The sequence below is a fragment of the Nocardia sp. CNS-044 genome (assembly GCF_059570515.1).
Window position 1 is genome coordinate 306,552 of the sequence record NZ_JCANSX010000010.1, and the last position, 18,956, is coordinate 325,507.

18 protein-coding genes are annotated in these 18,956 nt (G+C 68.0%); 10 read left to right on the forward strand and 8 right to left on the reverse strand.

The window, feature by feature from the left end; all coding sequences use genetic code 11:
- Window positions 1-23: 23 nt before the first annotated feature.
- The 5 genes from T333_RS27375 (at window position 24) to T333_RS27395 (ending at window position 7,806) form a co-directional block, all read left to right on the forward strand.
- The gene (locus tag T333_RS27375; RefSeq protein ID WP_355003511.1) at window positions 24-473 is read left to right on the forward strand and encodes a helix-turn-helix transcriptional regulator; all 450 of its coding nucleotides are present in this window, start codon (window positions 24-26) and stop codon (window positions 471-473) included.
- Between the two features lie 5 nt (window positions 474-478).
- The gene (locus T333_RS27380) at window positions 479-889 is read left to right on the forward strand and encodes a VOC family protein (protein WP_355003512.1); all 411 of its coding nucleotides are present in this window, start codon (window positions 479-481) and stop codon (window positions 887-889) included.
- A gap of 226 nt (window positions 890-1,115) precedes the next feature.
- Window positions 1,116-3,536, forward strand: a complete 2,421-nt coding sequence (locus T333_RS27385) for an ATP-binding cassette domain-containing protein (protein ID WP_496426293.1) — start codon at window positions 1,116-1,118, stop codon at window positions 3,534-3,536.
- Window positions 3,537-3,721: 185 nt separating this feature from the next.
- Window positions 3,722-6,073 (forward strand): arylsulfatase, encoded by a 2,352-nt coding sequence (locus tag T333_RS27390; protein WP_496426294.1) that lies wholly within the window; start codon window positions 3,722-3,724, stop codon window positions 6,071-6,073.
- 125 nt (window positions 6,074-6,198) lie between these two features.
- Window positions 6,199-7,806 (forward strand): AMP-binding protein, encoded by a 1,608-nt coding sequence (locus tag T333_RS27395; RefSeq protein ID WP_357246867.1) that lies wholly within the window; start codon window positions 6,199-6,201, stop codon window positions 7,804-7,806.
- Here T333_RS27395 and T333_RS27400 read toward each other — a convergent pair.
- Window positions 7,773-9,860 (reverse strand): MMPL family transporter, encoded by a 2,088-nt coding sequence (locus T333_RS27400; protein WP_496426295.1) that lies wholly within the window; start codon window positions 9,858-9,860, stop codon window positions 7,773-7,775. The two genes, T333_RS27395 and T333_RS27400, sit on opposite strands and share 34 nt — an antisense overlap.
- 89 nt (window positions 9,861-9,949) lie before the next feature.
- Here T333_RS27400 and T333_RS27405 point away from each other — a divergent pair, with 89 nt between their 5' ends.
- Window positions 9,950-10,471: a MarR family winged helix-turn-helix transcriptional regulator gene (locus T333_RS27405; protein WP_355003515.1), complete on the forward strand. Its 522-nt coding sequence runs from the start codon at window positions 9,950-9,952 to the stop codon at window positions 10,469-10,471.
- Between the two features lie 68 nt (window positions 10,472-10,539).
- Window positions 10,540-10,746: a hypothetical protein gene (locus T333_RS27410; protein ID WP_357246862.1), complete on the forward strand. Its 207-nt coding sequence runs from the start codon at window positions 10,540-10,542 to the stop codon at window positions 10,744-10,746.
- A 286-nt stretch (window positions 10,747-11,032) separates the two neighbouring features.
- Here the strand turns inward: T333_RS27410 and modA are convergent, their stop codons facing one another.
- Both modA and T333_RS27420 read right to left on the reverse strand, forming a co-directional pair.
- Entirely contained in the window at window positions 11,033-11,824 is a 792-nt protein-coding gene (gene modA, locus T333_RS27415; protein ID WP_496426296.1) for a molybdate ABC transporter substrate-binding protein, read from the reverse strand.
- 100 nt (window positions 11,825-11,924) lie between these two features.
- The gene (locus T333_RS27420) at window positions 11,925-12,896 is read right to left on the reverse strand and encodes a molybdopterin-binding protein (RefSeq protein ID WP_496426297.1); all 972 of its coding nucleotides are present in this window, start codon (window positions 12,894-12,896) and stop codon (window positions 11,925-11,927) included.
- Window positions 12,897-13,202: 306 nt separating this feature from the next.
- Here T333_RS27420 and T333_RS27425 point away from each other — a divergent pair, with 306 nt between their 5' ends.
- Window positions 13,203-13,607 carry a pyridoxamine 5'-phosphate oxidase family protein gene (locus T333_RS27425; protein WP_357246853.1) on the forward strand — a complete coding sequence of 135 codons (405 nt, stop codon included), beginning with the start codon at window positions 13,203-13,205 and terminating at the stop codon, window positions 13,605-13,607.
- A gap of 94 nt (window positions 13,608-13,701) precedes the next feature.
- Here the strand turns inward: T333_RS27425 and T333_RS27430 are convergent, their stop codons facing one another.
- The 4 genes from T333_RS27430 to T333_RS27445 form a co-directional block, all read right to left on the reverse strand.
- Window positions 13,702-14,184 (reverse strand): hypothetical protein, encoded by a 483-nt coding sequence (locus T333_RS27430; protein ID WP_496426298.1) that lies wholly within the window; start codon window positions 14,182-14,184, stop codon window positions 13,702-13,704.
- Window positions 14,185-14,676: 492 nt separating this feature from the next.
- Window positions 14,677-14,838 carry a hypothetical protein gene (locus T333_RS27435; protein WP_355003522.1) on the reverse strand — a complete coding sequence of 54 codons (162 nt, stop codon included), beginning with the start codon at window positions 14,836-14,838 and terminating at the stop codon, window positions 14,677-14,679.
- Window positions 14,839-15,083: 245 nt separating this feature from the next.
- Entirely contained in the window at window positions 15,084-15,326 is a 243-nt protein-coding gene (locus T333_RS27440; RefSeq protein WP_496426299.1) for an FDXHR family putative zinc-binding protein, read from the reverse strand.
- Between the two features lie 302 nt (window positions 15,327-15,628).
- Complete coding sequence (locus tag T333_RS27445; protein WP_357246847.1) at window positions 15,629-16,378, reverse strand: hypothetical protein; 750 nt, start codon at window positions 16,376-16,378, stop codon at window positions 15,629-15,631.
- A 569-nt stretch (window positions 16,379-16,947) separates the two neighbouring features.
- On the opposite strand from T333_RS27445, the gene T333_RS27450 reads away from it, so the two are divergent.
- Window positions 16,948-17,415, forward strand: a complete 468-nt coding sequence (locus T333_RS27450) for a hypothetical protein (RefSeq protein ID WP_355003525.1) — start codon at window positions 16,948-16,950, stop codon at window positions 17,413-17,415.
- A 14-nt stretch (window positions 17,416-17,429) separates the two neighbouring features.
- Here T333_RS27450 and T333_RS27455 read toward each other — a convergent pair whose 3' ends face one another.
- Complete coding sequence (locus T333_RS27455; protein WP_355003526.1) at window positions 17,430-18,089, reverse strand: SRPBCC family protein; 660 nt, start codon at window positions 18,087-18,089, stop codon at window positions 17,430-17,432.
- A gap of 154 nt (window positions 18,090-18,243) precedes the next feature.
- Between T333_RS27455 and T333_RS27460 the strand changes: the two genes are divergently transcribed.
- Window positions 18,244-18,885, forward strand: coding sequence for a TetR/AcrR family transcriptional regulator (locus T333_RS27460; RefSeq protein WP_496426300.1), 642 nt, complete (start codon window positions 18,244-18,246; stop codon window positions 18,883-18,885).
- The last annotated feature ends 71 nt before the right edge of the window (window positions 18,886-18,956 follow it).

The following is an 18,956-nucleotide window of genomic DNA, read 5'->3' on the forward strand; positions in this document are numbered from 1 at the left end:
CTCGACGTGGGACGATCGCGGAGGTGAGCAGCAATTCCGCCTCGGAGCCGTACCTGCGCGACCTCGCGCGGTTGCGCCGCGTCCGCGATCGTATCGACCGGGAGTACGCCCAGCCGCTGGACGTCGAGAAGCTCGCCCGCGACGCGCACATGTCGGCGGGGCACCTCAGCCGCCAGTTCAAGCTCGCCTACGGCGAGTCGCCGTACTCCTATCTGATGACGCGGCGTATCGAGCGCGCGATGGCGCTGTTGCGGCGCGGCGACCTCAGCGTCACCGAGGTCTGCTTCGCGGTCGGCTGCTCGTCGCTGGGCACCTTCAGCACCCGTTTCACCGAGTTGGTCGGCGTGCCGCCCAGCGTCTACCGGCGCGAGGCGGCGCAGGCGACCGAGGGGATGCCGTCGTGCGTGGCGAAACAGGTGACCAGACCGATCAGGAATAAAGAAGCGTCGGCTACCGCGCCGCATCTAGCCTGATCAGCATGGATATCAGCATTTGCGCGAGCTTCCTTCCGCAGAACGACCCGGACGCGGCTCTGGCCTTCTACCGCGACACCCTCGGCTTCGAGGTCCGCAACGACGTCGGGTACAGCGGGATGCGCTGGATCACCGTCGGCCCCGCCGACCAGCCCGGCACGTCCATCGTCCTGTACCCGCCGCAAGCCACGCCCGGCATCACCGACGAGGAACGCCGCACCATCGAGGAGATGATGGCCAAGGGCACCTACGCCACCCTGCTGCTGGCGTCCAAGGACGTCGACGCCGTCTTCGATCGGATCCAGGCCGGTGACGCCGAGGTCGTCCAAGAGCCGACCGATCAGCCCTACGGCGTCCGCGACTGCGCGTTCCGCGATCCCGCGGGCAACATGGTCCGCATCCAGCAGGTGAGCTGACCGGCCGGGCGGCACCACGAGCCGTCCGAACCGCATCGTGAAGTAGTCCCCGCCCACAGACGGTGGCCGCCGCCCGGCGACCACCGCGATGAGCAGGGCCCCTGCTTCCGACGTTTGGCCGGGCGGCTATGAAAAAGACACGACGCACTGCTCGAAGCTGGTTGGATCGAGCCAGGCCACTTCGACGGAGACCGCGAAACCGGTCCCCGAACCAAAGGGAGAAACGATGGCGACGGCCGCGAGGAAGAACACCGGAAAGGCCACGGGGACGGGCACGACATCGCCCGCACGGCACGCTGCCGACAGCCACGATCTGATCCGTGTGCACGGAGCGCGGGTGAACAACCTCCAGGACGTCAGCATCGAGATCCCCAAACGCAGGCTCACGGTGTTCACCGGCGTCTCCGGCTCCGGGAAGAGCTCGCTGGTGTTCGGCACGATCGCCGCCGAGTCGCAGCGGCTGATCAACGAGACCTACAGCGCGTTCGTGCAGGGTTTCATGCCGACACTGGCGCGGCCCGAGGTCGACGTGCTCGACGGCCTGACCACCGCGATCACGGTCGACCAGCAGCGGATGGGCGGCGACCCGCGCTCCACGGTCGGCACCGCCACCGACGCCAACGCGATGCTGCGCATCCTGTTCAGCAGGCTCGGCGATCCGCACATCGGCCCGCCCAGCGCGTTCTCCTTCAACACCGCCTCGGTCAAGGCGGCCGGCGCCATCACCGTCGAACGCGGCGAGGGCAAGACCAAGGCCGTCAAGGCGACCTTCTCCCGCACCGGAGGCATGTGCACCCGCTGCGAAGGCCGCGGGACGGTCTCGGATATCGACCTCACCCAGCTCTACGACGATTCCAAGTCGCTGGCCGAGGGCGCGTTCACCATTCCCGGCTGGAAGTCGGACAGTTTCTGGACGGTGCGGGTCTACGCCGAGTCGGGCTTCGTCGACCCCAACAAGCCAATCCGCAAGTACACCAAGAAGGAGATGCGCGACTTCCTCTACAAGGAGCCGGTCAAGGTGAAGGTCGACGGCGTCAACCTCACCTACGAGGGACTGATTCCCAAGGTGCAGAAGTCGTTCCTGTCCAAGGATCCCGAGTCGATGCAGCCGCACATTCGCGCGTTCGTCGAGCGGGCGGTCACCTTCGCCACCTGCCCCGAATGCGACGGCACCCGGCTCGCCGAGGGCGCGCGCTCGTCGCGGATCAAGGGCATCAATATCGCCGACGCGTGCTCGATGGAGATTCGCGATCTCGCCGAGTGGATCCGCGGCTTGGACGAGCCGTCGGTCGGGCCGCTGCTCGAAGCGCTCGGGCACACACTGGACTCGTTCGTGGAGATCGGCTTGGGCTACCTCTCCCTCGACCGGCCCGCGGCCACGCTGTCCGGCGGTGAGGCGCAGCGGGTCAAGATGATTCGCCACCTCGGCTCCTCGCTCACCGACGTCACCTACGTCTTCGACGAGCCGACCATCGGCCTGCACCCCCACGACATCCAGCGGATGAACGGCCTGCTGCTGCGGCTGCGCGACAAGGGCAACACGGTCCTCGTCGTCGAGCACAAGCCGGAGGCGATCGCGATCGCCGACCACGTCGTCGACCTCGGGCCCGGCGCGGGTTCGGCGGGCGGCACCATCTGCTACGAAGGCACGCTCGAGGGGCTGCGGGCCAGCGACACCGTCACCGGCCGCCATCTCGACGACCGCGCCTCGCTCAAGCCGACGGTGCGCAAGCCGACCGGCAAGCTGGCGATCCGCGCCGCGGCGACCAACAACCTGCGCGATGTCGACGTCGACATCCCGCTCGGCGTGCTCGTCGTCGTCACCGGCGTCGCCGGGTCCGGCAAGAGTTCGCTGATCCACGGTTCGATCCCTGCCTCGGAGGGCGTGGTCGCGGTCGACCAGGCGCCGATCCGCGGCTCGCGGCGCAGCAATCCGGCGACCTACACCGGACTGCTCGAGCCGATCCGCAAGGCGTTCGCCAAGGTCAACGGCGTGAAGCCCGCGCTGTTCAGCGCGAACTCCGAAGGCGCGTGCCCCACCTGCAACGGCGCCGGGGTCATCTACACCGATCTGGGGATGATGGCCGGTGTCGAGTCCCCCTGCGAGGACTGCGAGGGCAAGCGGTTCCAGCCCGCCGTGCTGGAGTACAAGCTCGGCGGCCGTGACATCAGCGAGGTGCTCGCGATGTCGGTGAGCGAGGCCGAGGAGTTCTTCGGCTCGGGCGAGGCGCGGATTCCGGCCGCGCACGCCATCCTGGACCGGCTCGTCGACGTCGGGCTCGGCTACCTCGGCCTCGGCCAGCCGCTGACCACGCTGTCCGGCGGCGAGCGGCAGCGGCTCAAGCTGGCCACCCACATGGCCGACAAGGGCGGCGTCTACGTCCTCGACGAGCCGACCACCGGCCTGCACCTCGCCGATGTGGAACAGCTGCTCGGCCTGCTGGACCGGCTGGTCGACTCCGGCAAGTCGGTCATCGTCATCGAGCACCACCAGGCGGTGATGGCGCACGCCGACTGGATCATCGACCTCGGCCCCGGCGCAGGCCACGACGGCGGCAAGATCGTCTTCGAGGGCACACCCGCCGAGCTGGTCGCCGGTCGTTCCACCCTCACCGGCGAGCACCTCGCCGACTACGTGGGCGGCTGACCCGAGACCTTCCGGTGGCGCTCCGGCGGTTTCACCGCGGGCGCCACCGGCCCGCGCAACTCGTAACTGAATAATTGCTGATATCTCGTCCGAGGCGGTGATTTCCGCCTCGAGCGGGGCGTAGTGCGCGTTATCCTCCAAACAGCGCGTCGGCAGCAATCTTCCAACAACGATCGGGGTGCTCGATGGCGACCGATTTCAAGGGCAAGATCGCACTGGACATCCGCGACTCCGAACCGGATTGGGGCCCGTTCGCGGCGCCCACCGCGCCGGAGGGGGCGCCGAATGTGCTCTACCTCGTCTGGGACGACATCGGCATCGCCACCTGGGATTGCTTCGGCGGCCTCGTCGACATGCCGAACATGACGCGGATCGCCGAGCGCGGCGTGCGGCTGTCGCAATTCCACACCACCGCGCTGTGCTCGCCCACGCGGGCGTCGTTGCTCACCGGTCGCAACGCCACCTCCGTCGGCATGGCGACGATCGAGGAATTCACCGACGGCTTCCCCAATTGCAGCGGCCGGATTCCCTTCGAGACCGCGTTGCTGTCGGAGGTACTCGCCGAACGGGGTTGGAACACCTACTGCGTCGGCAAGTGGCACCTGACGCCGCTGGAGGAGTCGAATCTGGCTGCCACCAAACGGCATTGGCCGCTGGGCCGGGGTTTCGAACGCTTCTACGGTTTCATGGGCGGCGAGACCGACCAGTGGTACCCGGAGCTGATCTACGACAACCACACCACCGCGCCACCGGCCACCCCGGAGCAGGGCTACCACCTGTCGAAGGACATCGCGGACAAGACCATCGAATTCATCCGCGACGCCAAGGTCATCGCGCCCGAGAAGCCGTGGTTCTCCTACGTCTGCCCCGGTGCGGGCCACGCCCCGCATCACGTGTTCGCCGAGTGGGCCGACCGCTACGCCGGTCGGTTCGACATGGGCTACGAGGCGTACCGCGACATCGTGCTGGAGAACCAGAAACGGATGGGCATCGTCCCGCCCGACACCGAGATGTCACCGGTCAACCCGTATCTCGCCGCCAAAGGTCCCAACGGCGAGCCGTGGCCGTTGCTGGACACGGTGCGCCCATGGGACTCGCTGAACGCCGAGGAGAAGCGGCTGTTCGCCCGCATGGCGGAGGTCTTCGCGGGGTTCCTGAGCTACACCGACGATCAGATCGGCCGGATACTCGACTATCTGGAAGAGTCGGGCCAGCTGGACAACACCATCATCGTGGTCATCTCCGACAACGGCGCGAGCGGCGAAGGCGGACCCAACGGATCGGTCAACGAGGTGAAGTTCTTCAACGGCTACATCGACACCGTCGAAGAGAGCATGCGGTTCTACGACCAGCTCGGCGGCCCGCAGACCTACAACCACTACCCGATCGGCTGGGCGATGGCGTTCAACACGCCCTACAAGCTCTACAAGCGTTACGCCTCCCACGAGGGCGGCATCGCCGATCCCGCGATCATCTCCTGGCCCAACGGAATTCGCGCGCACGGTACGGTCTGCGACAGCTACGTCAGCGTCTGCGACGTGACGCCTACCGTCTACGACCTGCTGGGCATCACCCCGCCCGACACCGTGCGCGGCATCCCGCAACGGCCGCTGGAAGGCGTGAGTTTCGCAGCGGCGCTTCATGATCCGTCGGCCGAAACCGCCAAGGACACGCAGTTCTACACGATGCTCGGCACCCGCGGCATCTGGCACCGCGGCTGGTTCGCCAACACCGTGCACGCGGCCACCCCGTCCGGCTGGAGTCACTTCGACCAGGATCGCTGGGAGCTCTACCACATCGAAAAGGACCGCAGCCAGAACCGCGACTTGGCCGCCGAGAATCCCGACAAACTCGAAGAACTGAAGGCCTTGTGGTTCTCCGAGGCCGCCAAGTACAACGGGCTGCCGCTGGCCGATCTCAACATCCTGGAGACGCTGAACCGCTGGCGGCCCTACCTGGTGGTCGACCGGACGAACTTCACGTACTACCCCGGCACCGCCGAGGTCGGCATCGGCGCCGGGGTCGAGATCCGCGGCCAGTCCTATTCGGTGCTCGCCGAAGTCACCGTCGACTCCCCCGCCGCCGAGGGCGTGCTGTTCAAACAGGGTGCGGGACACGGCGGACACGTCCTCTTCGTCAAAGACGGCCGGTTGCACTACCTCTACAACTTCATGGGCGAGGACGAGCAGTGGGTATCGGCGCCGGACGCCCTGCCGCTGGGCAGCCACCTGTTCGGCGTCCGCTACGAGCGCACCGGCACCGTCGACGGCAGCCACACCCCGCTCGGGGAGGTCTCGCTGTATGTCGACGACGCGGTCGTCGCGTCACGGTCCGGCATGCGTACCCACCCGGGCACCTTCGGACTGGCGGGCGGCGGAATCGGCGTGGGACGCAACGGCGGACAGTCGGTGTCGAGTGCCTACACCGCGCCGTATCCGTTCACCGGCGGCACCGTCGCCAAGGTGATCGTCGACACCTCGGGCACCCCGTACATCGACGTCGAACGGGAGCTCGCCGCGGCGTTCGCCAAGGACTGACGTCCGCGTCGCCGAATGCTCCCCCGACAACTAGAACATGTTCTACAGTTGGGCGTCGGTCGGCGCCCAACGAGGAAGATCCCGAACCTCTGCGGCCCGGCCAGCCGGTCTCGCGAGGAGTGGATGTGCAGTTCAACCTGGCCGATGTCTTCGAGACGGTCGCGGCCGCGGTCCCCGACCGCGTCGCGCTGACCTACGAGGGCGAGCACCACACGTACGCCCGGCTCGACGCCGAGGCGAACACGGTGGCGCGATTGTTGTCGGAGGCGGGCATCGGCGCGGGAGAACACGTGTCGCTGTTCCTGAAGAACAGCGTCGAACACGTCACCGCCATCCTGGGCCTGATCAAGATTCGCGCGGTGCCGATCAACGTCAACTACCGCTACACGCCCGCCGAGCTCGAATACATCTTCACCAATTCGGACTCCGTAGCCGTGCTCGTCGAACTGCCCGAACATCAGCGGACGCTGGCCGGGCTCCTCGACGCGTGCCCGCTGGTGCGGACCGTGATCGTGATCGGTGCGATCGAGGGCGAGCTGCGCGCCGCCGCGGACGCGCGCTCGATCGCCGTGGTACCGTTCGCCGATGCCGAAACCCTCTCCCCCGCCGTGGAATTCGCGCCGCGCACCGGAGACGAGCTGTATCTGCTATACACCGGGGGCACCACCGGGTACCCGAAGGGGGTGATGTGGCGGCACGACGATTTCTTCCGCAAGCCGCTCTCCGGCGGCAACCCCTACGGCGACGATGCCCGTCAGGATCTCGCCGAGATCGCCACCGCCGCCAAGGAATTCCCGGAACTGGCTTTCCTGATCGCCGCGCCGCTGATGCACGGCGCCGCGCTGTACTCCCTGTTCACCTTCTTCACCCTCGGGGCGCGCGTCGTCCTCATGCGCGACTTCGATTCGCGCCGTGTCGTGGAAGCGATCGAGCGGGACAAGCTCCAGGTGATCCTCATCGTCGGAGACGGTATGGGACTTCCGCTGGTCGACGAGATGGAACGTCGCCGGGGCGAGATCGACTTCAGCTCGCTGTTCTCGATCACCTCGGGCGGCGCGATCTGGTCGGTCGGCGTGCGCGAACGCATGCTCGCGATCAAGCCGGATCTCCTGCTGCGCGACAACTTCGGAGCCTCGGAGTCCGGCAACGACGGCGCCTTCACCGTCGACGAGCACGGCAATCTGCGCATGCCGCCTTCGCCGACGATGCTGCTCGTCGACGAAGACCTCGACGACATTCCCCCGGGCAGCGAGCGGATCGGATACATCGCCCGCGTCGGCAACATCCCGCTCGGGTACTACAAGGACGACGAGAAGTCCGCCCGCACTTTCCGCACGCGCGCCGACGGCACACGCATGTCGATCCTCGGCGACATGGGGCGCGTGGAGGCGGACGGCACCATCGTGTTCCTCGGCCGCGGCTCGCAGTGCATCAACACCGGCGGCGAGAAGGTCTTCGCCGAGGAGGTCGAGGCCGCACTGCACGACCACCCGTCGATCGCCGACGCGCTCGTCGTCCCCGTGCCCGACGAACGCATGGGGCAGAAGGTCGCCGCGGTCGTCGCGACCTACCCGGACGCACCGGCGCTCGAACTGGAGGAAGTCCAGCAGCACTGCCGAAAGACATTGGCAGGCTATAAGATACCGCGAACCATGGTCGTGGTCGACGAGGTCCGGCGCACACCGGCGGGCAAGGCCGACTATCGCTGGGCGGCCGCGGTCGCGGCGGGATAGAGGGCGCGCGCGGCAGGCTTGCCGGGCCACCAGACCCGGTCGCCGAGCATCGCGAACAAGGCCGGCACCACCAGTGTGCGCACCACGAAGGTGTCCAGCAGGATGCCCACGCCGACGACGATGCCCAACTGGGTCAGGGTGATCAGCGGCAGCACACCCAGGACGCAGAACACCGCGGCGAGGACCACGCCCGCGCTGGTGATGACCGCGCCGGTCGAGGCGACCGCGCGGACCATCCCCCGCGTGGTGCCGTGCGGGTTCGCTTCCTCCCGCGCCCTGGTCACCAGGAAGATCGTGTAGTCCACGCCGAGCGCCACGAGGAACAGGAAGCCGAACAGCGGGACGTTGGTGTCCAGCGCCGGGAAGCCGAACACGTTGTCGCTGAGCCAGCTGCCCGCGCCGAGCGCGGCGAGCGCGCTGAGCACCGTGACACCCACCAGCAACAACGCGGCGGGCAGCGCACGCAGCAGCACCGCGAGCACCAGCAGCACGACGGCGAGGATGAGCGGGATGACCAGAGCCTGGTCGCGGCGGGCGGCGTCGCGGATGTCGAGCGCTTCGGCATCGGATCCGCCGACCAGCGCCTCAGCACCGGGCACCGCCGCCATCGCCGACCGGATGTTCTCGATGGTGGTGAACGCCGCGGCGGAGGCCGGAGCCGCGTCGAGCACCACCGACCAACGGGTCCACCCGTTTTCGGATGTTCCCGTCACCGTGGCGCGCGAGACTCCGGAGACCGTGTCGAGCGCCGACTGGACCTGCGCGGTAGCGCCGCTCCGCGCGATCACGAGGGCCGGGTCCGACGCTCCGGGCGGAAAGTGCTCGGAGAGGACGTTCAAACCGTCGACCGACTCCGCTCGGACACGGAACTGTTCGGTGCGCGAGAGTCCGATGTCGGTGGCCGCCAGACCGGCGGCGAAGACGACGAGCACCGCCGACGCACCGCAGGCGACGACGGCCGGCCGGCGCACCACCCGCGTCGCGACCGCCGCCCACGCCCCGTCCTCGGCGGCGTCGCGGCCATCCGGCCGCGGCACGAACGGCCAGAACACCCGTCGTCCGCACAGCGCGAGAGCGGGCGGCAGGGCGGTGAGCACGAAGACGACCGCGACCACCAGGCCCGCCGCCGCGAACGCACCGAGGCTGCGGGTGTTGGGCAGCAGGGCCAGCAACAGGGTCAGCAGGGCGAGGACCACGGTGACGTTGCTGGCGACGATGGCGGGCCCGGCGTGCCGCACCGCCGCACGCAGCGCGTCCCGATGGTCGGTGTGGCGGTGCAGTTCGTCGCGGTAGCGCGACACCAGCAGTAGCGCGTAATTGGTTCCCGCCCCGAAGACCAGCACGCTGGTGATGCCGGAGGTCGATCCGTCGAAGGCGAGGCCGGTGAGGTCGGCGAGGGCGGTGCCGACGCTGGTGGCGACCCGGTCGGCGAGCCCGACCACCGTCAGCGGCACCAGCCACAGCACCGGCGAGCGGTAGGTCGCGATCAGCAGCACCATCACCACGATCGCGGTCACGGCGAGCAGCAGGGTGTTGGCACCCGAAAACGAGTCGGCGATATCGGCACCGAACGCAGGTCCGCCCGTCACTTGCAATCGGAGTCCCTCGGGCGCGTCGGCGGTGACGGCGGCGCGCAATTCCTCGATGCGTTCGGTGAGCGCGAAGCCGTTGAGATCCGCGGGCACCGCGACACGGCCGAGGGCTGCTCGACCGTCCGGGGCCACGATCACGCCGGTCGGTCGCGCCCCGGCATCGGCGCGGGTGAGCGCCGCTTCCAGCGCGGCGAGATCCGCTTGCGTCAATTCGCCGTCGTCGGAGCGAGTCGCGACCACGATGGCGGCGGCCGTTCCGGCGTCCGGGAACTGGTCGGCGACCACCGCGGCGCGAGCGGACTCGGTCGAGGCGGGTAGCGAATCGGGCGCCTGGCCCGCGCTGTCGTTGCCGCCCGCCAGCACCATGACCGCCATGGCCGCCGCCACGACCGCGAGCAGGACACCCCACGATCGTCGCCCGGTGACCAGCCTCGCGAATCCGTCCCATGCGCTCCCGTTCACGTCGGCAACTATTTCAGAAACTTAACTAATAGGCAACGGGCGCCTACCCGAGTGACTAAGCTCTGAGCCGGACAGACAGGAGGCGGCCGGTGGGCGACAGCGTCGCGAACACGACGGACCCAGGCATCGAACGGACGGCATTGGAGACCGAGATCGCTCGGGACCTTCGCGCGCTCACGGCCGTCTCGGAGCAGATCGGTCATGTCTTCGCGCGGGCGAACGACCTGCGCCCCAACGATTTCCGCGCCTTGATGCACGTCGCGACGGCCGATGCCGAAGGCACGCCGGTCACAGCGGGACAGCTGAGCAAGTTGATGGGGATCTCCGCGCCCGCCGTCACCTACCTGGTCGAGCGCATGCTCGACTCGGGCCACCTGGAACGCACGCCGGATGCCGCCGATCGGCGTCGAGTCCACCTGCGCTACACCGATCACGGCATGGCGGTCGCGGCGGGCTTCTTCGGTCCGCTCGGTGAGCGGACTCGCGCCGCGCTGGCCGAGTTGCCCGATGCCGACCTGCGGGCGGCCCATCGGGTCCTCGTCGGCGTCACCGCCGCGCTGCGCGAGTTCCACGCCGAATTGCCCGCGGCCGGAGGGCCGGTCCCGGAATAGTCGTCCGGCGAACATCGGCACGTGCGCGGCGGTTTCCGAAAGAGCAGAATGGAGCAAGGAAGGTCACCATGCGACTGCTCAAGGGTCTGCTCGACGTAGTGCTCGGAGTGCTGACCGCCGTGCTCGGCACGGTGGTGGGGATCCTCGCCGCCGTGGTGTGGCTCCTCGGCGCGGTGCTGTGCGTGACGATCATCCTTCTTCCGCTGGGCCTCCCCGTGGTGCGGCTCGCCCGCCGCCTGTTCGGCCTCTCCCGACAGCTGATGCGTCTGCCCTGAGCACGCGACGCCGTGTAAGCCCCCCCCCCGCGTCATCCCCGGAATCGAGTCAGTTGATCGCGGCGGCCCGCGCCGTACACAGTCGGCCGGGGTCAGCGATTTCGTCGTCGGCTCGGACGCTCAGGTGTGGCCGATGGTCGAAGCCGGTGCGGGCAACGATCTGATCATGGCGGCGCGCAATCTACGTCCGCTCTTCGAGAACTCGGATCGCCCCTGACGCGCGAACCCCCGCGGCAGCGGTCTGCGCGGGGGTCCGGTCACTCCTCGTCCCGAGTGATCCAAGCGCTCAAGGGGTGTCGAAACCGGCGGCGGCGAACACCTGCTTGGCCCGATCCGAACGGACGAAGTCGACGAAGGCGGCGGCCGCGTTCGGGTTGGGCGCCTTGGCCAGCGGCGCGATCGGGTAGGTGTTGACGGCCTGGGTCGATTCGGGGAAGTCGATGCCCTCCACCTTGTCCCCGGCGGCCTGGACATCGGTGCGATACACCAGGGCGGCGTCGACCTCGTCGAGCGTCACCTTGGTGAGCACGGCCTTGACGTCCTGCTCGCGGGTGTCGGGTTGGGGTGCGATGCCCGCGATCTCGAAGACCTTCTTGGCCGCGGCGCCGCAGGGCACCTGCTCGGCGCACAGCGCGATGCGCGGCTCGGTCTTGCCGAAGTCGGCGAGACCGGTGATCTTGCCCGGATTACCCTTGGGCACCGCGATTTTCAAACGGTTGCTCACGAACGTCGTGGGCTGGGCGGTGATTTCGCCACGGTCGACGACCTGCTGCATATTGGCGGGCGCCGCCGAAGCGAAGACATCCGCGGGCGCGCCCTGCCCGATCTGCTGGGCGAGCGACGAGCTGGCGCCGAAGCTGTACACCACCTTCACCCCCGGATGCGCGGCTTCGAACTCCTTGCCGAGCGCGGTGAAGGTCTCGGTGAGCGACGCCGCCGCGAACACCGTGACGGTGCCGGAGACCTGATCAGATCCCGTCGGCGTCTGCGTGTCGTCCGAGCCGCAGCCCACCAGTCCCGCGGTGACGGTGAGCACGGCAGCGGCCGCACTCAGCGTCCGGAATGTCTTCATCCTCATCAACTTTCTGTAGTTCGACCACGAACTGGGCCGAGTTCACTGTCCCGCGGATTCGTCACGGCTGGCCATATTTTGCCGCGTCTGCGGCACATAGGCCGGGTCATTGCGGAATCGGCAGGACTTCCACGAGCGCGCCGCGACCAGACCCGGGCGGAAGTAGGGCCAACGCCTGCTCGGCGCGGAGATCGGCCAGGTGTGGGGTCCGCGCCGCGCCGACGGTTCGCCAGACGCCGCCGTCGACCTGCCGGGCGGGCACGACGCGGGTGCATCCGAGCTCCAGCGCCAACGCGTCGGCGATCCGGCCCCAGCGTGGTGGCGACGGACTACGGCCGGTCAGGGCACGGACCAACGATTCGCCGGTGACCAGCAAAGCCGAGATCGCGGCCAGCGGATTGCCCGGGAGGGCCAGCAGTGTGCGACCATCGGCGAGGCGCGCCACGATCTGCGAGCCTCCCGGCCGCATGCGCACACCGTCGATCAGGATTTGCGCGCCGATCTCGGCCAGCACATCGCGCAGCCCGTCGGCGGCGCCGCGTCCGGTCGCCCCGACCGAGACCACGAGTTCGGCATCGGTGTCGAGGTCGAACCAGGACCGCAGCACCGCACGGTCGTCGGGCAGCCGCCAGACCTGTCGGCAGTAGATGTCGCGACCGCGCAGATAGTGCGGCAGCACCGGGCCGAGAGCGTCACGCACCTGCCCCTCGGCGCGGAGGCCGGGCGCACGGATCTCGTCGCCGGTGATGAGTACATCGGCGCGCAGCGGACCCCGGATCGCGGCGATCGGCGCGTCGGCACTGAACGCGACGGAGACGAGCGCCGGATCGACCCGGGCCCCGGCGGGGGCGAGTTCGTCACCGGCGCACCAGTATTCGCCGCGCCGTCGGATGTCGTTGCGGCGGGGAACCTCGGGCGCTTCGGTCACGACCCATCGCCTGCCACGCCGTTCGGTGCGGACATGCTCCCAGGGCGCATACCTGACCGGCACCGGCGGAAGGGCCGCCGCCAGAACCGCGTCGATGTCGTCCACACTCACCGCCGCGCCGGTGTCCTCCTCGAGGGATACCGCGCCCACGCATCGCCCTTCCCGTCGGCAACCATTCGGACACATATCCTCGCATAAGGAGACTTCTCGCCGAAATCGCCGCAGTTGCCGGTCGATTACCTGAATCTCACCCGCATACGCGGTCAGCGGTGCGGCGCCGGTTTCCTCATAATCCCCGACGACCGGGCAGCCAGGCGAACGTAACCGAGCCGTTGACGAGCAGGTCACAGACCGTTCCTAGCGTGGCGCGCTCACATACGGCACGAGAACGCTAGCGAATCCGCATTCGCGGAGAAATCCGCGCGTTTCACCCTCGGTTTCGCCTACCCTTGGTGAATGAGCTCGCCGGACCTCCCGCCCGACCTGGTAGACATCATCGGCAGGTACGACCTCGCCTTTCTCGTCAGCATCGGCGACTTGGGGCCGCACACCACACCCCACCATCCGGTGCTGGAGGACAACCGCTTTCACATCCCCGCGCCGGGACCGGTCACCTGCCGCAATATCACCGCGAACCCGGCGGTCACCCTGCTGTGGCCGCCGGAGGCACCGACCGGCCACGTGCTGATCGTCGACGGTCACGCCGCGCTGTCCGGCTACACCCTCGAGATCGTCCCCACGCAAGCCGTCCTGCACCACACGGGCACGGCCGACGCCATGTCGCGGCGCTGTGCCGACTGCCGCCGGTTCAATCTCGCACCGCCGTATCTGCTCGGCGAGCGGCGCGGGTTCCCGGCGTGAGCGAGCGCCAGCGAGGTGCAGTCGTGAGCTGACCCGACCGCGCCGACCTCCATCGATTGCGCCGAGCCCATCGGCGATTGCCGACGAACCGGGCTCAAACAGCCTTGAAGGTACCGAGTCCCGAGGACACATTGATGGCGACGCCACCGGCGGTCGCGAGTGCGACGATCGAACCCGCTCCGGTGAACACCCGCACCGGCGCCGGGCGGCAGTCACAGGGCCGCTGCGCCGTTTCCCGATCCGGCACGTCCACCACACCGACCGCTCCGGTCGTCAGATTCGTCCAGTGGATCCGGGCGTGGGAGTCGAAAACGGTGCCACCGCTGAACGGTCCGGGGTTGGCGACACCGAAGGTGGTGACTCCGGGTTCGTCACCGACGGTCGCGGTCAAGTAGACGCTGAATGTCGATGGAACACCCCATGTTTGGGACAACTTGATCAGTGGGAGATGAAATGTGGTCGTCTCCGCGGCGTGCGCGACGGTGTGCTGCCCAAGCACCAACGCACCGACCGCCGCACCGACGACACCCAGCTTGGCGCTCACGCCGGTAGCCCGGTGAACCACCTTGTTCGTCACTAGCCCTCCTCATAGTCGATTCCGGCCCGCATAGATGCTGGCAACGCCATGACGATCGACGAGACGATCGCTGGATCGGCGCTGCCCACAGCCGCATTCACGGTGCCGCCTGCGCCTTCGGCAGGGCTCCGTGAACGAGCAGCACGCCAAGTAAACAACCCGAGGGACGATATTCACGGCATCGACCCGCCCCGACTTGCGGCTTGCTTGCCCAGTGGTGATCGAGCTCGATCTCGACCCGCCTCGCCGCCCGGCGGCCAGCGAGACAGCGTGCCCCTCTTCGCGCAATCGGCGTCCCCATCACCTGGACATCCCTTCCGGTCCAGCGGCACGCCGATGACCGCGCGACCGGCGATCTCCGCCTGGGGTCGTGCGGCCCCAGGCGGAGACGCATCCCCAATACCTTGCGGCGGCCGCCATTCCAGACCGGTGAAACCAGGCAGCTTCGTCACCGTGGATGGTTTCGCGACCGCCGCGGGCCGGGCCGAACGACTACAGGCAGAAGCTCAGCTCGATGTGACCGAGCGGGATACCGGTGCACACTTCCACCGAACCCGACACCGGTGTGGCCGCGGTGGCGGTCCCCGCGGTCAGCGAGCCCGCCGACAGCACCAGGGCGGCGATGGCAAGCGGGCGAACAATTTTGGAGGTCATACATCATCCTCTGGTTGTGCATTCAACACGTCCCGGGTTCGGGACGGGCCCATCAGACCACGCTTCGTTACCCGCCGGTAGCCATCCGCGATCGCCTCGTGGAGATCCCAAAGTATCGGCGAAACTTTGTGTGAATCCGATTTGCAGACAACGGGATACCGCCGCGACGGACGATCCGCGGCATGTCGGTCGTCGCGGCCCTCAGCCTCGTGCACACCAATCGCCGAACTCGTTGGCGCACAACGCTAGTTCTGCGGTAACCCCCAGCAGGGGTAGTCGCGGCCGGCGTCGATGAGGCCGACGCTGGCCGGTGTCCGGCAAGTTACGTGCGGTTTGTGGCGATAATCGACCACCAAATGCAGGTTCGCGGCCTTCTCACCGGTGAACGTCTGATGGCATTGCGAACAATGGCACACATTGTGGGCGCTCAATGGCCACCAGCACTGACATCCCCGGCATTTCACCGTCTCCGGCGATTTCGTCTTCATGATCACTCACCTGCTCGCGCGAACACGCGCGGTCCACACCGACACCTCGGTCGTACCCGCACCGTGCTGCGTCACACCTTCATACTCGATCGCCGTAGCGGCGGCTTTCCCGGTTCCGAACTCGACGTGCTTGCGCGGTGAGCATCACCGATCGCGAGCGCGACGAACAGTGTATGCCTGATGTCCTGAGGGCTCGGCCTGGCGCGGAAATGCGTCCGGCACACGGTGTCCGGCGTTGGTTCGCGCAGCGTGGCGAAGACCGACGGCGCGGAAGTGATCCGCCGCCGCGGCGGGGTCTCCGGTCAGTGATGGCTCTCTGCTCGCAGGTCCTCGACCAGCGTGTCCAGGGTGTCCACGAGCCGCGCGATCGACCGGGCCTGCGGGTGCGGCAATTCGACTGCGACAGCGCTGCCGACAGCGGCTCGCAGCAGTTCGACCGCCTCGGCGATCAGCGCCGCGTTCCGCGCCAAGCGCTGCCGAGAGATACGGTGCTGGCCGACCGGGCTTGCCCAGTCCGGGCGCGGCAGCTCCTGCAGCATCTGGCTCACCCGGGCCCGGATCGCGCTGGCCAGTGCGATGGCTTCGGCCCACTGCTGGGCGAGCGCGGCGGCGCCGTGGGTGCGGCGCGGGTCGTTCGGTTCGGGGCACGCGTCGTCCAGCTTCGCCGGAAGCTGGCGCAGCAGCTCGATCAGCAGGTCCACATGGTGGCCGGTCAGGCTCGACTCATCGGTGAGAGTGGGATCGATGTCGAAGATCTCCGCCGCACTTCGCGATTGCGCGACGGCGTCGGCCAGCAGCGCCCGCGCGCGGCGGCGTTCCTCGTCGGTGCAGCCGGGGGTCGACGCGAGATGCCCGGCGGCCACGCGGATGGCCTCGAGCAGACGGCGTTGCTCCGGGCAGGGGCGGGCGATCGGGCGGTGATGCACGCCGAAATCTTCCGCACGGTCATCGCTCGTCGACGTCGGCGTCCACCCCGATCCCACCGCGGCGGGGTCGTGGGGACGACTCACGGTCACATAGCGGTCGATGACGCGGTCAGTAGTCGTGATCACCCAGCGACCTTCTCACCTGCGGCGACGGCAGCGGCTGATCCGAGCGCGTGTCTCGCCGACATTTTCGTGCGGCGTCGCGATCGACGCGGTCGGCGCGACGCACGGCCCGCGCCCACACACCCTCCGAAGCCGCGGTGACGATCGCGCGGCCCATCGAGCACGACCCACCCCGCCTGTAGTACGACAGGTACGACGCGCTTCGGAACATCGCGCGCCCGTCGACCTCGCGGCGGCATAGATCGGAGTTTTCTGAGAATTTCTCGAGATTGTGCCGACGTATGGTAACGAAGGTCACTCACTGCTATTTTTGTGACTCGCGAGTATCGCTCCAACTCACTTACATCAGGCCTTCACCTGCCGCTGCTGTCAGGTGTCGCGGAGGGTAGCGATCTCCATCCCTATCTGCAGAAGAATAATTCCAAGGCGTATGCCGCCATATCGGCGCGCCTTGCCCAGGAGATCATGTGACTGGCGAAAGAAATTCGAATCTCGCGCATTCACCGGCGACCCCCGCCAGGCCTGCCCGGCGAGCGTGACCGGAGATGGCGGCGCCAACTTCACGTTTACGTGTGCCACGGCAACACGGTCCATTTCTCGCACCGGACGATCTGCTGCGCGCGATCAGCGGACGTTCGAACTGCGATCGACCATTGTCGGGCTGGGCGCGGAAGCTCGGATCGCTGCACCGCGAGTGGCTCGGCGCGCCGTCCGAATGCCAAATCCGCCAGCAGGTAGCGGGAGTCGTCCACGAGATCGACGCGTGGATCACCGCGCAGCTTCCGCGCCCGCGGCCGGGCGCTCCCCGCGGGACCGATTCGGTGGGCGGGGTGATCGCGCGGGTCGCCGAAGCCGCGGCGTGCGCCCATTGGGCGCTGCACCACGTGGAGGACGCGGTCCAACGCCACCGGGCCTGGGATCATCTCGCTGAAATGCGCGAGGGTTACGAGGATTTGGTGGCGCTGGCATTGGACGGGTTGATCAGGCTGCCCAAATCCTGGCCCGGCATCGGCTGGCCCGCCACCGCTACCAAGAAGTAGTAGTCGGCGCCCGGTCAGGAGCTGGCTTCGGCGGCGGCCTTCAGATCCTTCAACCAGGCTTCGAGGCCCATACCGAGGAAAGCGGTGGAGGTGGGCACGTCGGCTTCGACCTGCGCGCCGGTCCAGTTCTCTTCGGTGCGCACCAGGACGCCGCCGTCGACCTCGGTGAAGGTCCAGACGTGCACGCCGTTGTCGATGCGCAGGCCGTCGCCGATGCCAGGGCCGCTCCAGCGGATGCACGTACTCGGCTGCATCTGGTGGACGCTGGAAGTGATGACCAAGGTGGTGGCCGGGGTCGTGGCGGTGGCGGGCGCCGGAGTCGTCCACTGGAACCGCGAGCCTTCCCGCAGCGGTCCCTGGTCCAAGAGCTTCATGCTCGTGACGGGCTTCTGCCAGGAGGGCCAGCGTTCCACGTCGGTCTGCAGTTCCCAGATGGTGCGCAATGGCGCCTCGATCAAGGTCTCCGTCCGGTAGCGGATCGGCGCATCGCGATCGATACCCGCCCCACCGCAAGTCAGGGGAGCCGGGTGCGCGGGGTCGGTGGTAGTCGCGGCTCGGCCCGCGGTTTCGTTCTCATCGCCGCCGCATGCGGTGACGGCAGTCAGCGCGAGCGCGGCGGCCAACGGAATGAGAAAGCGGGCGGCGCGGCGAGCGGTTCGCGGGGTGTGGGACATGAGGTTCTCCTCGTTCAGGGCTTGGAGCCGACAACCATCGAGTTAGAGTCACTCGATTTAGTTAGAAGCTATAACCGCGATCAAGTGAGTGTCAATAGTAAAAGTGATAGGGTCTAACTGTCATGTCGCGGAGGTCGTGCGGAGGTGGTGGACGATGGTCGCCAGTGGGGCGAGTTCGCGCGAGCGCTATCGGACCCAGGTGCGCGAGGAGATCAAGCAGCACGCGTGGGAGCAGATCGCCACGGCGGGCGTGTCCGCGCTGTCGCTCAACGCGATCGCCAAGCAGGTCGGCATGAGCGGCCCCGCCCTGTATCGGTACTTCGCCAGTCGCGACGAGTTGATCACCGAGTTGATCCGCGACGCCTACCGAAGCCTCGCCGACGCGATGCGCGCGGCGCTCGGCTCCGGCGCCGACGTCACCGAGCTGGCCTACACCGTGCGGGAATGGGCCTTGGCCGACCCGCAGCGCTACTTCCTCATCTACGGCACACCTGTCCCCGGCTACCACGCCCCCGACGACACCACTCAGATCTCCGCCGAAATCATGTCGGTGCTCGTCGAAGCTTTCGCCGGGCTGCCTCAGGACAATCCGACGACGCCGTTCGACGCCCACCTCGACGAGCACCGTCGATGGGCGGAAGGCCACTCGGCGCCCGCCACCGTCCTCCACCGCGCCGTGTCCTTCTGGACCCGGCTCCACGGCGTCCTCTCCCTCGAACTCGCGGGCCACTTCACCGGCATGGGGTTCGATCCCGCCCTCCTCTACGCCGACGAGCTGAACACCCTCCTGACCTGACCGCGACCTTCCACGAGTGACGACTGCCGCCGACGAGTTCGGCCATGCCGCTACGGCGCGCCCACGACTGT